At 70.6% G+C, this 16425-nt stretch carries 15 protein-coding genes, 1 tRNA gene and 1 pseudogene; 10 read left to right on the top strand and 7 right to left on the bottom strand.

Going from position 1 to position 16425, the window contains the following annotated elements; translation table 11 throughout:
* The first annotated feature begins 363 nt into the window (after window positions 1-363).
* Entirely contained in the window at window positions 364-1356 is a 993-nt protein-coding gene (gene nadE / locus DJ82_RS02270; protein ID WP_094580966.1) for an NAD(+) synthase, read from the top strand.
* A 41-nt stretch (window positions 1357-1397) separates the two neighbouring features.
* On the opposite strand, the pseudogene DJ82_RS02265 reads toward nadE, so the two are convergent.
* Window positions 1398-2840: pseudogene (locus tag DJ82_RS02265) on the bottom strand (M28 family peptidase).
* Window positions 2841-2931: 91 nt separating this feature from the next.
* On the opposite strand from DJ82_RS02265, the gene DJ82_RS02260 reads away from it, so the two are divergent.
* A tRNA-Gly gene (locus DJ82_RS02260) sits at window positions 2932-3002 on the top strand.
* Between the two features lie 111 nt (window positions 3003-3113).
* On the opposite strand, the gene DJ82_RS02255 is transcribed toward DJ82_RS02260, so the two are convergent.
* A complete protein-coding gene (locus DJ82_RS02255) occupies window positions 3114-4577 on the bottom strand; it encodes a KaiC domain-containing protein (RefSeq protein WP_094580964.1) in 1464 nt (487 codons plus the stop codon).
* 121 nt (window positions 4578-4698) lie between these two features.
* On the opposite strand from DJ82_RS02255, the gene DJ82_RS02250 reads away from it, so the two are divergent.
* The 3 genes from DJ82_RS02250 (at window position 4699) to DJ82_RS02240 (ending at window position 6906) form a co-directional block, all read left to right on the top strand.
* Window positions 4699-5526, top strand: coding sequence for an NAD(+)/NADH kinase (locus DJ82_RS02250; RefSeq protein WP_094523768.1), 828 nt, complete (start codon window positions 4699-4701; stop codon window positions 5524-5526).
* 71 nt (window positions 5527-5597) lie between these two features.
* Entirely contained in the window at window positions 5598-6125 is a 528-nt protein-coding gene (locus DJ82_RS02245) for a hypothetical protein (protein WP_094580963.1), read from the top strand.
* 103 nt (window positions 6126-6228) lie between these two features.
* Window positions 6229-6906, top strand: a complete 678-nt coding sequence (locus tag DJ82_RS02240) for a TVP38/TMEM64 family protein (protein WP_094580962.1) — start codon at window positions 6229-6231, stop codon at window positions 6904-6906.
* Between the two features lie 269 nt (window positions 6907-7175).
* Here DJ82_RS02240 and DJ82_RS02235 read toward each other — a convergent pair whose 3' ends face one another.
* The 3 genes from DJ82_RS02235 to aspS all read right to left on the bottom strand — a co-directional run bounded on the left by DJ82_RS02235 (window position 7176) and on the right by aspS (window position 9832).
* The gene (locus DJ82_RS02235) at window positions 7176-7901 is read right to left on the bottom strand and encodes a DUF4382 domain-containing protein (RefSeq protein ID WP_094580961.1); all 726 of its coding nucleotides are present in this window, start codon (window positions 7899-7901) and stop codon (window positions 7176-7178) included.
* 1 nt (window position 7902) lies between these two features.
* Window positions 7903-8208, bottom strand: a complete 306-nt coding sequence (locus DJ82_RS02230; RefSeq protein WP_094523764.1) for a hypothetical protein — start codon at window positions 8206-8208, stop codon at window positions 7903-7905.
* A gap of 319 nt (window positions 8209-8527) precedes the next feature.
* A complete protein-coding gene (aspS, locus tag DJ82_RS02225; protein ID WP_094580960.1) occupies window positions 8528-9832 on the bottom strand; it encodes an aspartate--tRNA(Asn) ligase in 1305 nt (434 codons plus the stop codon).
* Between the two features lie 563 nt (window positions 9833-10395).
* On the opposite strand from aspS, the gene DJ82_RS02220 reads away from it, so the two are divergent.
* On the top strand, window positions 10396-10812 hold the full coding sequence (locus tag DJ82_RS02220; protein WP_094580959.1) for a hypothetical protein: 417 nt from the start codon (window positions 10396-10398) through the stop codon (window positions 10810-10812).
* A gap of 25 nt (window positions 10813-10837) precedes the next feature.
* On the opposite strand, the gene larC is transcribed toward DJ82_RS02220, so the two are convergent.
* Both larC and DJ82_RS02210 read right to left on the bottom strand, forming a co-directional pair.
* The gene (gene larC, locus DJ82_RS02215) at window positions 10838-12286 is read right to left on the bottom strand and encodes a nickel pincer cofactor biosynthesis protein LarC (RefSeq protein WP_094580958.1); all 1449 of its coding nucleotides are present in this window, start codon (window positions 12284-12286) and stop codon (window positions 10838-10840) included.
* A gap of 82 nt (window positions 12287-12368) precedes the next feature.
* Window positions 12369-12557, bottom strand: a complete 189-nt coding sequence (locus DJ82_RS02210) for a hypothetical protein (protein WP_094523760.1) — start codon at window positions 12555-12557, stop codon at window positions 12369-12371.
* 229 nt (window positions 12558-12786) lie between these two features.
* On the opposite strand from DJ82_RS02210, the gene DJ82_RS02205 reads away from it, so the two are divergent.
* The 4 genes from DJ82_RS02205 (at window position 12787) to DJ82_RS02190 (ending at window position 16344) form a co-directional block, all read left to right on the top strand.
* Window positions 12787-15006 (top strand): CDC48 family AAA ATPase, encoded by a 2220-nt coding sequence (locus tag DJ82_RS02205; protein WP_094523759.1) that lies wholly within the window; start codon window positions 12787-12789, stop codon window positions 15004-15006.
* A 63-nt stretch (window positions 15007-15069) separates the two neighbouring features.
* Window positions 15070-15369 (top strand): hypothetical protein, encoded by a 300-nt coding sequence (locus DJ82_RS02200; RefSeq protein WP_094558343.1) that lies wholly within the window; start codon window positions 15070-15072, stop codon window positions 15367-15369.
* A gap of 80 nt (window positions 15370-15449) precedes the next feature.
* Window positions 15450-15983 (top strand): DUF5815 family protein, encoded by a 534-nt coding sequence (locus DJ82_RS02195; protein ID WP_094580957.1) that lies wholly within the window; start codon window positions 15450-15452, stop codon window positions 15981-15983.
* 145 nt (window positions 15984-16128) lie between these two features.
* Window positions 16129-16344 carry a hypothetical protein gene (locus tag DJ82_RS02190; RefSeq protein WP_094558344.1) on the top strand — a complete coding sequence of 72 codons (216 nt, stop codon included), beginning with the start codon at window positions 16129-16131 and terminating at the stop codon, window positions 16342-16344.
* The last annotated feature ends 81 nt before the right edge of the window (window positions 16345-16425 follow it).

Raw genomic sequence — 16425 nt, 5'->3', positions numbered from 1 at the left:
CTTGATACAGTAATTGGGAGCCGACTAATCCCACAAACATATGTTATTAGTGCCAAAATGCACATAGAACAGAACTCCTGTTACTCCATATGAGACACAATCTGCGTATCAGCTATCTTTCGCTGTATGACCCCGAATTTCTTTATCAGTATTCCGTATTTACACTGGTATCTGAGATAATTCTCACAATACCTTATATAGTTGGCACCGTGGGTATTTACCCGTCCGTTCGGAAGCGGGAGTCGAACATGAATCGTCGAACCGACGGTCGACCGCGGTCGGGTCCCCGCCGAGCCGCGGTCCCGGACCGCGCCACGCCGTGGAACCGCGGAGCGACGACGGGGACGACCGGAGGCCCGAACGATGAGTGATCGGGGGTCTCCCGCCTTCGAGGGCGACTCATTAGACGGGCGCGCCGCGAGTTCGGTCCGGTCGGACGCTCGCGACGAGACGGCTGCGACCGACGGACCGCACGCCGGCGAGTCGGTTCCCGACGACGTCACCGGCGACGAGGACCGTCGCCTCCGCGACCCCGGTGACGAGCGCGAGCGGGTCCGCTCGTTCCTCGACTCGCGGGTCGCGGCCGCCGGTGCCGAGGGGGTCGTGGTCAACATGAGCGGCGGGCTCGACTCCACGGTGACCGCGGCGCTGGCCGTCGAGGCGCTCGGCGCCGACCGCGTGTACGGGCTGATACTCCCGTGTAACAAGGTCGGCGCGCACCACGCTCGCGACGCCGAGGCACTGGCCGAGGCGCTCGGGATCGATCACGACACGGTCCACCTCCACTCGCTGTTCGCGCAGTTCGGGGCGGTCGCGCCCGACCGCTTCGATCTCCACGACGAACCGGTCCTGTCCGGCAACGCCGTCGCTCGGCTCCGGATGACGCTCGCGTACCTCGCCGCGAACGCGACGGACCGCCTCGTCTGCGGGACGGCCAACCGGAGCGAGCTGCTGCTCGGCTACTTCACGAAACACGGCGACGGCGGTGCGGACGTGCACCCGATCGGGCACCTGTACAAGACCGAGGTCCGCGCCCTCGCGTCCGAGCTCGACGTCCCCGAGTTCGTCGTCGAGAAGCCGCCGACCGCGGGATTCCTCCCCGGACAGCGCGACGCCGACGATCTGGGCGCCCCGTACGAGGTCATCGACCGCGTGCTCCGGCTCGGCGTCGACCGCGGGCTCGGCGCCGCGGCGATCGCGGAGCGGCTGTCGGACGGCGAGGAGGACGACGTTGACGTCGACGAGGAGGGCGGCGTCGACGTCGACGAGGAGACCGTCGCCGACCTTCTCGACCGACACCGGGCCACGGCTCACAAGCGCACGACGCCGACCGTGCCGACCGGGCGCGGGCCGTAGCCCTCTCCGTCACTCCCTCCGTACCGCACGACTGACGCGCGCTACTCCCAGCCGTCGGGCCAGAGGTCGGCCGCGCGCATCCCCGTCTCGAAGTCGGCGTCGACGAACTCGGCGACGAGTTCCTCGCGGTCGAGCCGGGGCACGTCGCGCTCGGCGGCCGCGAACTCGCAGACGAGCAGCGCCGTCAGCATCGCGTGCTCCCGGACGTTCCGGTCGTCGACCTTGTCTCGCGTGTCCGCGTGCGTGTGACCCCAGCCGCGGCCGCGGTCGCCGGAGTCGCTGTGAAGCTGGAGCGCCGGCACCCCGCGGCGGACGAACGGCCACTGGTCGGAGAACGGGTGCGGCTCCGCGTCCACCGCGATCGGCTGGCGGGTCGCCGTCGACACCGACCTCGCGACCGACGCGGCCGCGTCGGAGGCGTGCGCGAGCGCGACGAGGTCCCGGTGGCGCCCCGCGCCGTCGACGTTGATCACGCCCCGTATCCGGTCGAGGTCGACCGTCTCAGCCAGGTGCTCCGCGCCGAGGAGCCCGACCTCCTCGGCGCCGACGGCGACGACGTCGACGCCGATCGGAAGCTCCGCTTCGGTCAGGATCCCCGCCGCGGTCGCCACGGTCGCGATCCCGCAGCCGTTGTCGAGCGCCCCCTCCGCGATGTCGTGGCCGTCGTAGTGGGCGAGCAACAGGAGCCGCTCGTCCGTGTCGGGCCCGACGCGGCCGACGACGTTCCGGCTCTCGCCGGGCTCGGTCGTCGCCTCGACGGTGAGCTCGGCCTCGGCGGCCGCGTCGCTCGCGACGTGCGTCCCGCCCGCGCCGCCTCCGCCGGCCGCGTACTCCCGGAGCCACGCGCCGGACTCCTTGGAGACGCCGACCGCGACAGCGTCGGCCTCCCCGCCGAACGTCAGCGAGCCCGTCGGCGGGAGCTGCCCGTCGAGGTGGTTGACGAAGACGAAGCCGACCGCGCCCGCCTCGATCGCGTACCCGAACTTCTCCATCCGGTGGACGAACCGACCGTCCGGCGTCGTCGTCGAGGCGACGGCGATCCGCCCCTCGACGTCGCGCTCGTCGATCTCGGCGGGGGTGCCGTACCCCACGTCGACGAGCTCCCCGGAGACTTCGCCGGCGGGCGAGTACGGGAGCGCGATCGACTCGAACTCGCGGACCGAGCCCTCGCCGTTCCGGTTCGGGACCCGAACGCGAAGCGACGCGCGTCCGCGCTCCCACGCGTCCAGTTCGAAGGGCTCGGTGTCGACGTCGGCGAGCCCCGCGCGCTCCGAACGCCGCCGCGACGACCCCCGCCGCCCGGCGCTCCCGTCGCTGCCGGCCATGCGGCTCCCGATCGCGGTGAGGTCGGTGAGGAAGCGCCACGGTTCGTCGTCCGTCCACGTCCGGCCGAGCGCGGGGGCGAGCGCGGCGCGTCGCTCGCGGACGCGCTCGACGGCCTCCGCGTCGGCGGACACGTCGGCTTCGGTCGGCTGCGAGTGCATGCTATAGACTGCCCCGGCAGCCTGTTAAGCATGTGGCTCCCGGCACCGGAAACGCTATGTTAAAGTGTGGTCGTCGGATAATTCCGGGCGAGCACCGTTGGTCCAGTGGTAGGACATTAGCTTCCCAAGCTAATAGCCCGGGTTCAATTCCCGGACGGTGCATTTCTCGAACGTAGTGAGAGAAATCACCGGACGGAATTGAACCCTATCAGTCGCGCGTAGCGACCGGCGCGACGCGAGCGGCGGCACGGGGCGGACGGAACGCGCGCCCGACTAGAAGATGTTCGCCTGCCCGTAGACGGAGATCCCGGTGTCGGTGATCTCGTAGGGTTTGGTCTCCCGCGAGTGGTTCGCGTCGCGGATCTTCTGGATCTCGACGGCGAGCCGCGTCGCGCGGAAGTCAGAGCCGCGGACGTACTGGAGCACGAACACCGCGTCGGTGAGGTACTCGACGATCCCGTGTCGGGAGGCGTAGGGGTTCTCCTCGCTGGCCTCCGAGGTCAACAGCGTCGTCACGCCGGCCTCCTTCAGCGACCGGGTGAAGCCGAACACCTCAGAGCGCCGCTTCGCCGGGTGGTCGTACATCATCTCCAGCAGCGAGACGGAGTCGAGCACCAGCCGGTCGGCGTCGAAGTCGGCGATGAGGCGGATGAGGTCGTTCCGGATCGAGGCCAGCGAGTTCGCCATCTCGATGGGGTCGATGGCGACGACGGCGAGGCGGCCCTCGTCGGCGTGGTCGCGGAACGTCCACCCCTTCTCCGACGCGGTCGAGAGGATCGACTCGCGCGTCTGCTCTAACGTGATGTACACGCCCTTGCCCCCGGATTCGAGCGCCTCGTTGAGGAACTGGAGCGCGAACGTCGTCTTCCCCGTCCCCGCCCCGCCGATGACGGAGAGCAGGGAGCGACGCGGGACGCCGCCGAGGATCATCTCGTCGAGTCCCTCGATGCCCACGTCGGTGCGCTCGATCGAGGACTCGAACTCGTCGGGGTCGACGTCGAATCCGGGCTCGGCGCCGCCGGCGCCGCCGGCACCGCCCGCGCCGTCACCGCCGCCGAACTCGCCGAAGCCGTCGGATCCGCCCGGAGCGCGGTTTCGATACCCGCCGAACGGGTCGTCCTCGCCGAAGGACCCGCCGCCGAACGGGTCGTCGCCGTCCGGCCCGGTGGCGCCGCCGAGCGGATCCCCCGCGCTCTCGTCCGCACCGGACGGGTCCGGGTCACCGAAAGCGTCCCCGCCGAAGTCGTCGGCACCGAGGTCGTCGCCGCCGCCGAAATCGTCCTCACTGAACTCCTCGCCGCCGAAGTCGTCGCCGCCGCCGAAGTCGTCGCCGCCGCCGAAGTCGTCGCCGCCGCCGAAGTCCTCGCCGGTCGCCTCGCCCGGCGATCCAGGCTCACCGAACTCTCTTCCGCCGAACGGATCGTCGTCACCGAACGATCCCCCGCCGAGTGAGTCGCTCTCGGCGCCGCCGTCGTCACCGCCTTCCGGGCCAGTCTCGTCGGTCTCGTCCGTCCCGTCGCGGACTCCGCCGAACGGGTCGTCCCCCTCCCCGCGGTCCGGAGCCACGTCGCTCCCGGATTCGTCGCCCACGGCCTCGGCGTCGTCGCCCACCGCCTCGGCATCGTCGGTCTCGGCGTCTTCGCTCCCGAAATCGTCAGCCTCGGCGTCTCCCGAGCGGTCGGACTCGTCGTCGAGGTCGCGCAGCGCGCGCTCGAACCAGTCGTCCTCTTCGATCATCGTTTCAGCCGGCCGTGGGCGGTCGACATGTCCTTGGCAACGCGGCCGGCCGGCTTGAAACTTTCCGGAAGCCGGGGCCGAAGTCCGCATCCTTTTGTCCGGTGGCGAGAATCGGTAGCGCATGGAGGTCGGCATCGTGGCGCGGAAGGGAAGCGAGCGCGCGGCGAGCCTCGCCGCGGAGCTGCGCGACGCCGTCGTCGCCGCGGGCGCGTCCGTCTGGCTCGACGCGGAGACGGCCGACGCGCTCGGCGAGGGTGACCGCGGCCGCTCGGTCGACGCCCTCGACGACGCGGACCTCGCCGTCGCGGTCGGCGGCGACGGGACGTTTCTCTTCGTCGCGCGCAACGCCGGCGACACGCCCATCGTCGGCGTCAACCTCGGGGAGGTGGGCTTCCTCAACGCGGTTCCCCCGTCGGACGCCGAAGCGGCCGTGCTCGCCGAGGTCGACGCGTTCGGTCGCGGCGAACTGGACGTGCGGGAGGCGCCGCGGCTCGCGGCGCACGCGGGCGACTGGACGTCGGTGCCGGCGGCGAACGAGGTCGTGATCCAGAGCGACCGCCGCGGTCCCGGGGCCGGCGTCGACTACGAGGTCCGCGTCGACGGGAGCCGCTACGCGGGCGGCCACGCGGACGGCGTCCTCGTCGCGACCCCAACCGGGTCGACGGCGTACAACCTCTCCGAGCGCGGCCCGCTCGTCGGCCCGGGCGTGAGCGGGATCATCGTGAACGAGATGGCCGCCGAGTCGGGGATGCCGCCGCTCGTCGTCGACGTCGACGCCGCGGTCACGGTCGCGGTCGAGGGCGTCGACGAGGCGACCGTCGTCAGCGACGGGCGGAACGTGACGACCCTAGAGGCGCCGGTCGAGGTGACCGTCGAGCGGACGACGCCCCCGATGCGGATCGCCGGCCCCCCGTCGGACTTCTTCGAGGCGCTAGGGAAGCTCTCCTGAGCGGGCGTCTCACCCGCGACCGCTCCCTCGACGCGAAAGCTTCAACCGACCGCCGGTCGCATCCGCGCTCGATGGAGGTTCCCCTCGGACTGGCGCCGTTCGCCGGACAGTCCCGCGGCGAACACGCCGCCGTGCTCGCGGGGGGCGCGGTCCCGTGCCTGATCGGTTACGTCGGCGCCGCGGCCCTGCTTTTCGGCGTCGGCGCGCTCGATCACGGCGAACCCGCGGGACCGCGCCGCGTCGCGTCCGCGTTCGCGTCGCTCGCCTGTTGGGGATTCTACACCGCCGCGTTCGTGCGCGGCAAGGGCGGTCCGGTGACCGACGCCCTCGCTTACCCGGTCGCGACGGTGACGGTGGTACCGTTCGCGTTTCGGTGGATCGCGTTCGGCCCGGCTTGGGGCGCGGTCCGCGACCGGATCGGGTTCCTCGTCTTCCAACCCGGGCTGTTCCTCGACGCGGCGGCCCTGATCGCCCCGGGCGTCGCCTTCGGCGCCGGGCTCCTCGCGCTCTGGGCGAGCGTCCTCGGCGAGGACGCGGTCGAGGAGTGGCAGCGGGAGCACCTCCCGGAGGAGTTCCGGCGGGCGTTCGCCGACGAGTGAGTCGGCGGCGGGAGAGGCGGTCCGCCGCGGACGGCCGCGACCGCGCGCCTGCGGGGCGACGCCGGCCCACAAAGCGTTTATGCCGCGGAGCGAACCGTTGGGCGTGAACCGCCGGTTCGCGCTGTTCGGATACCTCGTCGCGGGCCTCGCCGGCGCCTGCGCGGCCGTCGCCGCCTGGATCGCGTCGCCCGAGGCCGCCGTCGCACGGCTCGCGTTGCTCGCCGACGACCCGGTCCGGTTCGGGGTCGCGCTGCTCGCGCTGACCGCCGTCAGGCCGCTGTTAGCGTGGCCGACGACGCTGCTCGCCGTGGCCGTCGGGTTCGGATACGGCTGGGTCGGCGTCCCGCTCGGCGTCGTCCTGTTGGTGGCGACGGCCGTCGTCCGCTACCGCCTCGCGCGGGCGGGGAGCGTCCGGGTCCGCGGCGCCTCTCGGACCGCGGACCGCCTCTGCGACGCGGGCGAGCGGCTGGCGACCGCCGCCGGAAGCCTCCGTGCCGTGGCGGCCACCCGTCTGCTTCCGCTCCCCTCAGACGCGGTCTCGGTCGGGGCGGGAGCCGCTGGAGTCCGCACGCGACCGTTCCTCCTCGGAACCGCGGCCGGCGAACTCCCGTGGGTGATCGTCGGCGTCGCCGTCGGCGTCTCGCTGGACCGGCTCGCCGCGGGTGACCTCTCCGCGGTCGATCCGACCGTGCTGGTCGCGATGGCCGGCACGGGAGCGCTGCTGCTCGCCGGCCCGCTGTATCGGACGTTCGTGCGAGAAGAATCCGCTGCAACGGCGTGACCGCCGCGGTCGGCGGTCGATGCCCTCGCGCGGTCCCGATCGGGACCGCGACTGCGGGAGGAACGCGCCGATCGTTCGGAAGCACCGAGCCCCCGAACGATCGATACGAACCGTGTGCCTCTCTGATAGCCGATGCGAGCGTGCATTCCCATAGACCCCGGATCCCGGGACGAACCCAGCCCTAACCCCGAAGCCGCGGCGGCGGCGCCGTCGCGACGCCGATCCGAGACGGCTTCAACGGGGGTCTACGGGTTACTTACCGTCGATCCTCACGAACCGCCGTCGGACTCGTTCCCGCCGCCGTCACCCTCGTCGGTCCCCCCGTAGGAGACCTCGATCCCGCGCGGAACCGGGCGCAGGAGGTACGAGCCGTTCCCCCGGCGCACCGGCGCGAAGTCGGCGGTGAATCTCGTCCGGGTGTTCTCGCGGACTTCGAACGCCTCGTTGAACGTCAGCGGCGCGTTCCCGGGCAGGTCGACGTCAGCCTCGTCGCCGCCCTCAAGGGTACCGTCGACGTTCGTGACGTCGAGCTGGAGGAACTGGTACGTGCCGACCGACAGCTCCCGTTCGTCGATCAGCTGCGTCTCGCCGTTCTGCAGCCGGACGAGGTCCGCCTCCTGTGACTCGTCGAACTCGTGGTACTCGCGACCGGCGGGTTCGTCGCCGTCACCGTCGTCGGTCTCGTTGCCGTCGTCGTCGCCGTCAGTCGCGTTCGCGTCGTCGCCGCCGTCACCGTCGGTCTCGTTTCCGTCCGCGCCGCTCTCGGCGCCTTCGGCTCCGAGCCAGATCCCCTGGACGGTGACCACGAGCGACTCGAAATCGCCGATGTCGGCCGGCTGGTCGGTCACTCTGGTCGCGAGCGTTCCGGTCGTGCGGCCGACGCAGCCGGCGAGCCCGGCGGCCCCGAGCGCGGCGGCGCCGGTCGCCTGCAGGTAGGTCCGTCGGGAGACCGAATCGGTCTCGGCCGCGTCGGCGGCGGGCGTGCGGTCCGTCACGTTACGCGCCCCCCGACTCGTCGTCGGTCTCGGCGTCTTCACCGGCGTCGGCGTCGTCCCCGTTGCTGGCGACGTCGCTCACGGAGTCGCCGAGGTCGTCGACGCCGCCCGAGAGGAAGTCGTTCACGCTACTCAGGATGTCGCCGACGAAGTCCGGCACCTGGTCCGGCAGGTCGCTCGGCGGGCCCGCGTCGCCCGACGCGTCGTCCGGTCCGGGCGTCGCCGCGACGGCACCGGCGGCCGCGCCGGTCCCGACTAGTACCACCGCGGCCAGCGCCACGATCAGTGTCGTTCGAATCGCGTTCATGACGATTCCCGCTCGGGGCGCGACCTCCTTTAATGGAAGAAGCCCTTCAGCCCATTTGGCTCCGATTTAACGCGGTTTAATCGCATGCAGGCGGCCTGACGGCTCGATCGCGACCTTCCCAGCCACCACTTATAAAAGAACACGCCGAACGGTCGCGGTCGACGGCGCGGCCGCGGCCGACGTCTCCGGCGACGACCGACCGCCTTCCGGACCGGCGACGACCGATCGCCTTCCGGACCGGCGACGACCGACCGCCTCCCGGGGAACACCATCCTCCGCGACGGACCGTCACGCGGCGGGTCGTCCCGGGTCGACGCCGTTACGGCTCCAGCCGGTTCGGGTCGCGCGGGAACATGATCGCCTCCTTGATGTTGTCGAGGTCGGCGACCTTCTGGACGAGGCGGTCGATGCCGAGCCCGTAGCCGCCGTGGGGCGGCGTGCCGAAGCTGAGCGCCTCGATGTAGAACTCGAAGTTCGCGGTCTCGACGCCCTCCTCCTCCATGACGTCGACCATGCGGTCGACGTCGTGCTCGCGCTGACCGCCCGAGGAGAGCTCCTGACCTTTATAAATGAGGTCGAACTTCCGCGAGGCGATGTCGTCCTCGGGGACGTCCTGCATGTAGTAGAACTTCTCGTCGGGGTAGCCGACGACGAAGAACGCCGGATGCCCCTGCTCCTCGAAGTGCTCGCCGAGCAGCTTCTCCCCCTTCGTGTCGAGGTCGGTCGGGTCGTCCGGGAAGTGGCCGTACTCGGTCTCCAGGATATCGAGCGCCTCGTCGAAGGTGATCCGCGGGAAGTCGTCCTCGGGCACGGCGAGGTCGACGTCGAGGAGGTCGAGCTCGCGCTCGGCGTTCTCGGCGGCCGCGCGGAGCGCGTACCGCAGCGACTCCTCCTGGACGTCCATCACGTCGTCGTGGTCGTCGATGTACGCGAGCTCGACGTCGAACATCGCGATCTCGGAGACGTGCCGGGAGGTGGCGAAGTCCTCCGCGCGGAACGCGGTGCCCGTCTCGTAGACGGCCTCGTAACCGGAGGCCATCAGCATCTGCTTGTACAGCTGCGGGCTCTGCGAGAGGAACGCGTCCTTGTTGTAGTAGAGGATCGGGAACAGCTCCGCGCCGCCCTCGGCGCCGCCCTTCGAGATGAGCGGCGTCTTGATGTCGACGAACCCCTCGTCGTCGAACCACTCCTCCATCGCCGTCATCAGCTTCGAGCGCAGGCTGAACACGGCGAGCGTCTGCGGCTTCCGGAGGTCGAGCGCGCGGTTGTCGAGCCGGGTCGAGAGGTCCACCTCGATGTCCTTCGAGATCTCCAGCGGGAGCGGGGAGTCGGCCTCGTCGATGACCTCGTACTCGGTCGGCGCGATCTCGACGCCGCCGGGCGCCTGGTCGCTCTCCAGCGGCTCGCCGACCACGCGGACCACGTCCTCGGCGCCGGCGTCCTGCACGGCCTCGAACAGCTCCGGCTCGCGTTCCTCTTTGAAGACGACCTGAATGAGTCCTTCGCGGTCGCGCACGATGAGGAAGACGAGGCCTCCCAGGTCGCGGATCTCGTGGACGTGGCCGGCGATGGCGACCTCGTCCGCGTCCGGCTCGACGTCCGACGTGTGGATTCGCTCGATCATAACGGTGGCTTCGTTACGTGCATCTGGTCGGGCGTTCGGCATAGGCCTGTCGTCTCGCCGTCGACGGAACCCGTCGCCCGCGACGGTCTCGGCGGGGATTCGCGGCGATCACGCCCGGGGAACCCGTCGGTCTCTGGGCCGCCTTCCTCGCCGAGGCGACGTCGCGTGACACTGCCTCACAACCTCGCCATAGATTTAATAACCATCCGACATATTGACGGAGTAACGGCGCATTCGCGCCGCGGAGTCCACGTATGACCCACGCCCGTTCCCCCGTTCCGACGTCCGCCGCCGACAGCGGCGCGCTCCTCGGCTGGAACGGCTACGGGGCTCCGAACACACGGTCCGTCCGGCCGACCGCGTAACGCGCGTCGGCTGGGGAGGTTCCCCCGCGGGACGGACCGTATCCCGTTCTCTCCAGCCGCCGCGTCGACCGCTGAACTGCCCGGACGCGACCCTCCCCTCGCGAGCGCCGACGCCGCCTCGCCGCCCGCTCCCGCGGGCGTCGACGGCGACCCGCGGCGTTCGAGGTCGCACCGCGTTCGACTCGCGGCGAGGGCCTCATGGCAGCAGCCATCCGCACGCAGACGGTGGAAGCGACGGTGACCGTTCGCGTCTCGCAGGCGGCCGGGGGCGACCTCGCGGCGGGCGCCCGGCGACAGCTGGAGCGCGTCGACGGCGTGACCGTCGAGGATCTGACGATCGCCGGAGTCCGGCCGGGCCTGAACGACACCACGGTCGAGGCGGTCGCGACCCTCTTCGTCGAGGACGAGGGTCCGGTCGCCGACCCCGACGGGGAGACGGCAGGGAGACCCAACGACGAGACGAGAGGGAGACCCAACGACGAGACGAGAGGGAGACCCGGTGGGGGCCCGCGATCGGAGCCGCCCGGCGGCGTCGCGGACCGCATCGCGTCGCGCCTGGCGGACCGGTTCGGCGTGGAACCAGAGCGCGTCGAACGGGTCGATCCTCCGGAGTGACCGGGACGGTTTCGATCGCTTTCCGTCACTCGCCCGGCCGGTCGCGGACCTGCGCCTCGGCCCGCCGGAGCACGTCCCGGATCGGGAGCCCCGCGGCCTCGGCGACCGCGACCGCGTCGTCGTACTCGGCGCTCACGTCGTAGACGTCGCCGTCGGCGGTCGAGGCCACCTTCACCGACACCTCGTGGGCGTCGCCGTCGACCGCGAGCGTCGCCGTCTCGAAGGCGCGGTCCGCGATCCACCGGTGGCTCGCGCCCGACTGCCGGACGCCGAGGGTCCCCGTCTCGCGGGCGAGCCGTTCCGCCACCGCCTCGGCGTCGTCGGGCTTGCAGACGACCTTCACGAGGTGTCCCGGCCGCGACTTCTTCATCGTCGTCGGGAGGATGGTCACGTCGCGGGCGCCGGCGCGCGTGAGCGTCTCCTGAAGCCCGCCGAGCACCTCCGGCGACGCGTCGTCGAGGCTCGTCTCCAGGACCGCGATCTCGTCGCGGACGAACCCGTCGTCGACGTTCGCCGCCGCGCCCTCGTCGCGGTTGTCGCCGCCGTCGCCGGCGAGGACGCGGAGGACGTTCGGATGGTCGGGGAGCGTCGCGTCGCCCGCCCCGTAGCCGACGGCGTCCACGTCGAGCGGTGGGAGCCGGTCGACGCCCTCGGCGACGGCGGCCAGTATCGCGGCCCCGGTCGGCGTGAGCAGTTCGCGGTCGACGGGGCCGCCGACCACCGAGAAGTCCGCGGCCGCCGCGATCTCGGTCGTCGCGGGCGCGGGGACCGGGTAGACGCCGTGGCTCATCTCGACTTCGCCGCCGCCGGTCGCGACCGGCGTGGTGAGGACGCGGTCGGGGTCGAGGTCGTTCAGGAGGAGCGCCGCCCCGACCACGTCGGCGATCGCGTCGTCCGCGCCGACCTCGTGGAAGTGCGTCTCGTCGAGGTCGGTGCCGTGGACCGACGCCTCGGCGCGACCGAGGCGCTCGAAGGCGTCGAGCGCGAGCGACTCGACGGACGCGGGGAGGTCCATCGACTCGACGAGCGCGACGACCTCGGGGTAGCTGCGGTGGACGCCGGCGCCCTCGGCGTGGCCGTGGGCGCGTTTTCGGTCGCCGTCCTCGTCGTCGTCCCCGTGGTCGTGACCATGATCGTGGGTATGGCTGTGACCGTCCCCGTGGTCGTGGGTATGGCTGTGACCGTCCCCGTGATCGTGGTCACTCTCGGGATCGACCTCGTGACCGCTCTCTGCGGGTCGGCCGGCGTCGCGCACCTCACCGTCGCGACCCTCGTCGTCCCCCGACTCCGCGAGTAGCACGTCGACCGTCGTCGCTCGGATCCCCTTGTTCGTCGTCTCCCCGACCTCGTACCGAACCGGGAGCCTGTCGGTCACGGGCGAGAGGGCGTCGGGGTCGGCGCCGGCCGCGATCAGCGCGGCGCAGATCATGTCGCCGGCGGCGCCTGTCCGGCCGTCGAAGACGAGCGTTCGCATGGCGGACCGGAGGCGAGCGCGGGACATATACCCCGTGATCCGGGACCGGACGTCGGGACCGTCGTCGACGGCGACGGCGGCGCTACGAGGCCTCGGCGGCCGCGAACAGGTACAGTTCGCCGAGCACCAGCGCCCCGATCACCGAGAGCGGGACGACGAGGACGCCGCCGGCGTCGAGCGCGTACAGTCCGAGGCCGACGAGCGCGCCGGCCGCGAGGAACGCGACCCGAGAGAGCAGCGAGCGCATCGGCCCCGAGAGCGAGTCGAACACACCCGAACGTCGGTTCGAGCGGTCAAAAAGCGTCCGTCGCGATCCCCTCCGGATCGACGGCGAAAACGCACGCTTACGACGGCGTTTTACGTCGGGGGTCCGTACCATGGCACATGATGACACAGTCCGCCGCGGGCCCCGGTTCTCCCGGACCGGCCGGCGGTACCGCCAGGGGCAACAGGCTTATTCCCGAACCGGATGGAGATACGGGTAACCCCCGCGAGGAATCATGAACGAAGTCCAACTCGAAGTGGCGAAGGCGTACCCGAACGACTCGGGACGCGGCATCGCCCGCCTCGACCCCGACACGCTGTTGCACCTCAAGCTCTCGCCCGGCGACATCATCGAGATCGAGGGCTCGGAGACGACCGCCGCGAAGGTCTGGCGCGCCGACCGCCAAGACTGGAACACCGACACGGTCCGCGTCGACGGCTTCACGCGGCAGAACGCCGACGTCGGTATCGGCGAGCGCGTGACCATCCGGAAGGCCGAGGCGGAGAAGGCCGACAAGCTCGTGCTGGCCCCGCCGGAGGAGGCGTCGGTCCAGTTCGGCTCCGACGCCGCCGGCATGGTGAAACGTCAGATCCTCAAGCGGCCGGTCGTCGAGCGCGACATCGTGCCGGTGATGTCCTCGACGAACCACCCGTTCATGCGGTCGCCCGGGCAGGCGATCCCGCTGATCGCGGTAGAGACCGAGCCCGACGGCGTCTGTCTGATCACCGAGGACACCGAAGTCGAGCTCCGCGAGGAGCCGATCTCCGGATTCGAGAAGACGGGCGGCGGGATCACCTACGAGGACATCGGCGGGCTGCAGAAAGAGATCCAGCGCGTCCGTGAGATGGTCGAACTGCCGATGAAACACCCGCAGATCTTCTCGAAGCTCGGGATCGAGCCGCCGCAGGGGGTCCTCCTGCACGGTCCGCCGGGCACGGGGAAGACCCTGCTCGCGAAGGCCGTCGCCAACGAGACGTCGGCGTCGTTCTTCTCGATCGCCGGCCCGGAGATCATCTCGAAGTACTACGGCGAGTCCGAACAGCAGCTCCGGGAGATCTTCGAGGACGCGAAAGAGGAGAGCCCGAGCATCATCTTCATCGACGAGCTCGACTCGATCGCGCCCAAGCGCGAGGACGTGACGGGCGAGGTCGAGCGCCGCGTCGTCGCGCAGCTCCTCACGATGATGGACGGCCTCGAGACGCGCGGGCAGGTGGTCGTCATCGGGGCGACCAACCGCGTGGACAGCGTCGACCCGGCGCTCCGCCGCCCCGGCCGGTTCGACCGCGAGATCGAGATCGGCGTCCCCGACGAGACGGGCCGCAAGGAGATCCTCCAGATCCACACCCGCGGAATGCCGCTCTCGGACGACGTCTCCCTCGACCACCTCGCCGACGAGACGCACGGCTTCGTCGGCGCCGACATCGAGAGCCTGACGAAGGAGGCCGCGATGAAGGCGCTCCGGCGCTACCTCCCCGAGATCGACCTCGACGACGAGGAGGTGCCGCCGAGCCTGATCGACCGGATGATCGTCAAGCGCGATGACTTCTCCGGCGCGCTCACGGAGGTGGAGCCGTCGGCGATGCGCGAGGTGCTCGTCGAGCTCCCGAAGATATCGTGGGACGACGTCGGCGGGCTCAGCGAGGCCAAAGAGCAGGTCCAGGAGTCGGTGGAGTGGCCGCTCACCTCGCCGGAGAAGTTCGACCGGATGGGCGTCGACGCGCCGAAGGGCGTCCTGCTGTACGGCCCGCCCGGCACCGGGAAGACGCTGATGGCGAAGGCCGTCGCCAACGAGACGAACGCGAACTTCATCTCGGTTCGGGGGCCGCAGCTGCTCTCGAAGTGGGTCGGCGAGTCGGAGAAGGCGATCCGGCAGACCTTCCGGAAGGCCCGGCAGGTGAGCCCGACGATCATCTTCTTCGACGAGCTCGACAGCCTCGCGCCCTCTCGCGGCCAAGAGATGGGGAACAACGTCTCCGAGCGCGTCGTCAACCAGCTGCTCACCGAGCTCGACGGGCTGGAGGACATGGGCGACGTGATGGTGATCGGGGCCACGAACCGCCCCGACATGATCGACCCCGCGCTGCTTCGCTCTGGCCGGTTCGACCGGCTCGTGATGATCGGCCAGCCGGACCAGGAGGGCCGCGAACAGATCCTCGACATCCACACGCAGGACACGCCGCTCGCGCCCGACGTGAGCCTCCGCGAGGTCGCGGAGATCACGGACGGCTACGTCGGCTCCGACCTCGAGGGGATCGCCCGCGAGGCCGCCATCGAGGCGCTACGCGACGACGACGACGCCGAGGAGGTCGAGATGAAGCACTTCCGGCGCGCCATGGAGTCGGTGCGGCCGACCGTCAACGACGACATCCTCTCGTACTACGAGGAGATCGAACAGCAGTTCGGCGGCGGCGGCGAGACGCTCCGCGACACCGGCGGCCGGATCGGGTTTCAGTAGGCGGCACCGCCGTCTCCCACCGCCGACCGTTTTTTCGTCTGGGGGGCGTATCGACGCCCGGCTATGTCCGACGAGGTCACCGTCGACGTTGAGGTGGAAGTCGAGGTCGACAGCGACGAGCTGGAGATCGAGCGCGACGACGCCGAGCTCGTGGAAGCGAGCTACGAGGCCGGCGGCGTCGAGATCGATATCGAAGCCGAGGTGGAGACGCACGGTAGCGATGAGGAACTCGACGAGCGGGGCGCTGGGCACGACGACGAGCATGGCGCTGGAGACGACGACGAGCATGGCGCTGGAGACGACGACGAGCAGAGTTCTGGGGACGACGACGGCTCCGATCCCGAGGAACACGACGACGAGTAGGTCAGCGTCGCCGACCGCGAGCGCGCCCCAGGCGCGTCTCGTTCCGCGTCTTTTAACCCCGACAGCGACCAAGGAATCCCATGTCCCAGCCGCGCGTCCCGGGCGGTGACGAGAACACGCTGGAGCTGCCCTGCGGACAGACGATAGCGGCCGGCGAGCTGGACCTCGGGATGCGCGAGTTCGAGTGCGACTGCGGCGAGACGCACGCGGTCGTGATGGACGTGCACCCACCGGAGCGCTTCCTCCCCGACTTCCTCGTCGAGGTCCTCCGCGAGGCGATCGAGACGACCAGCGAGGAGATGCCGGAGTTTGACACGCCGCACCTGCTCGGCGTCGTGCTAGAGGAGTTCCCGGAGGCCGTCGTCGCGTACGACGCCAGCGAGAACGCGGACGTCGGCTACGCGATGACGTGGGTGGCCGACTTCGACTCCCGGCGGCTCCACGAGATCGTCGTCGAACTCGTCGTCGAACTGATGGAACACGCCGTGAGCCACGCCGTCGACGACGAGGCGCTCTCGGCGTTCGAAGCGGAGATGGTCGAGTTCGACGTGACCGAGTTCGTCGAGCAGTACCGCGCCGAGCGCGACTTGGAAGCCGAAGACCCGTACGCCTGACGGCCGACGGGTGAAAGGAGGACGGGACGAGACGGTCGAAGCCCTCCGAATCCGCGGTGAGCGTCCGTTTCGACGTTCGTGTCAGACAGTTGTCCGACTCCTGTCTCACTGAAGCCTATATGTCGCCCTACCGTACGTAGGACGTATGAGCGGCGGCGAATACGACCGATACGACCGAATCCGCAGCGTGCTCACCGAGGCCGACGAGCCGCTGACGGCGCGGGAGATCCTCGCGCTCGCCGACGAGTGCGAGGAGATCGACAGCCCGCACCGCGTCGCGACCGTGCTGGGCCGGTGGGCCGAGCGCGGCGAGGTCGAGGTCATCTCGGACCGCCCGTACCGGTACCGGCTGGAGACCTGACCGCGGCGGTGCGGCCGGGGCGATCCCGGCGGCGCGGTCGCGACGCTCGACCCGACGGACGGCGCGCTCCGGTTCGGGCCG

Origin of the sequence: Halorubrum sp. Ib24, from assembly GCF_002252745.1 — an archaeon.
Taxonomy (GTDB): Archaea; Halobacteriota; Halobacteria; order Halobacteriales; family Haloferacaceae; genus Halorubrum.
This window is presented reverse-complemented; position numbering and strand designations above follow the sequence as displayed.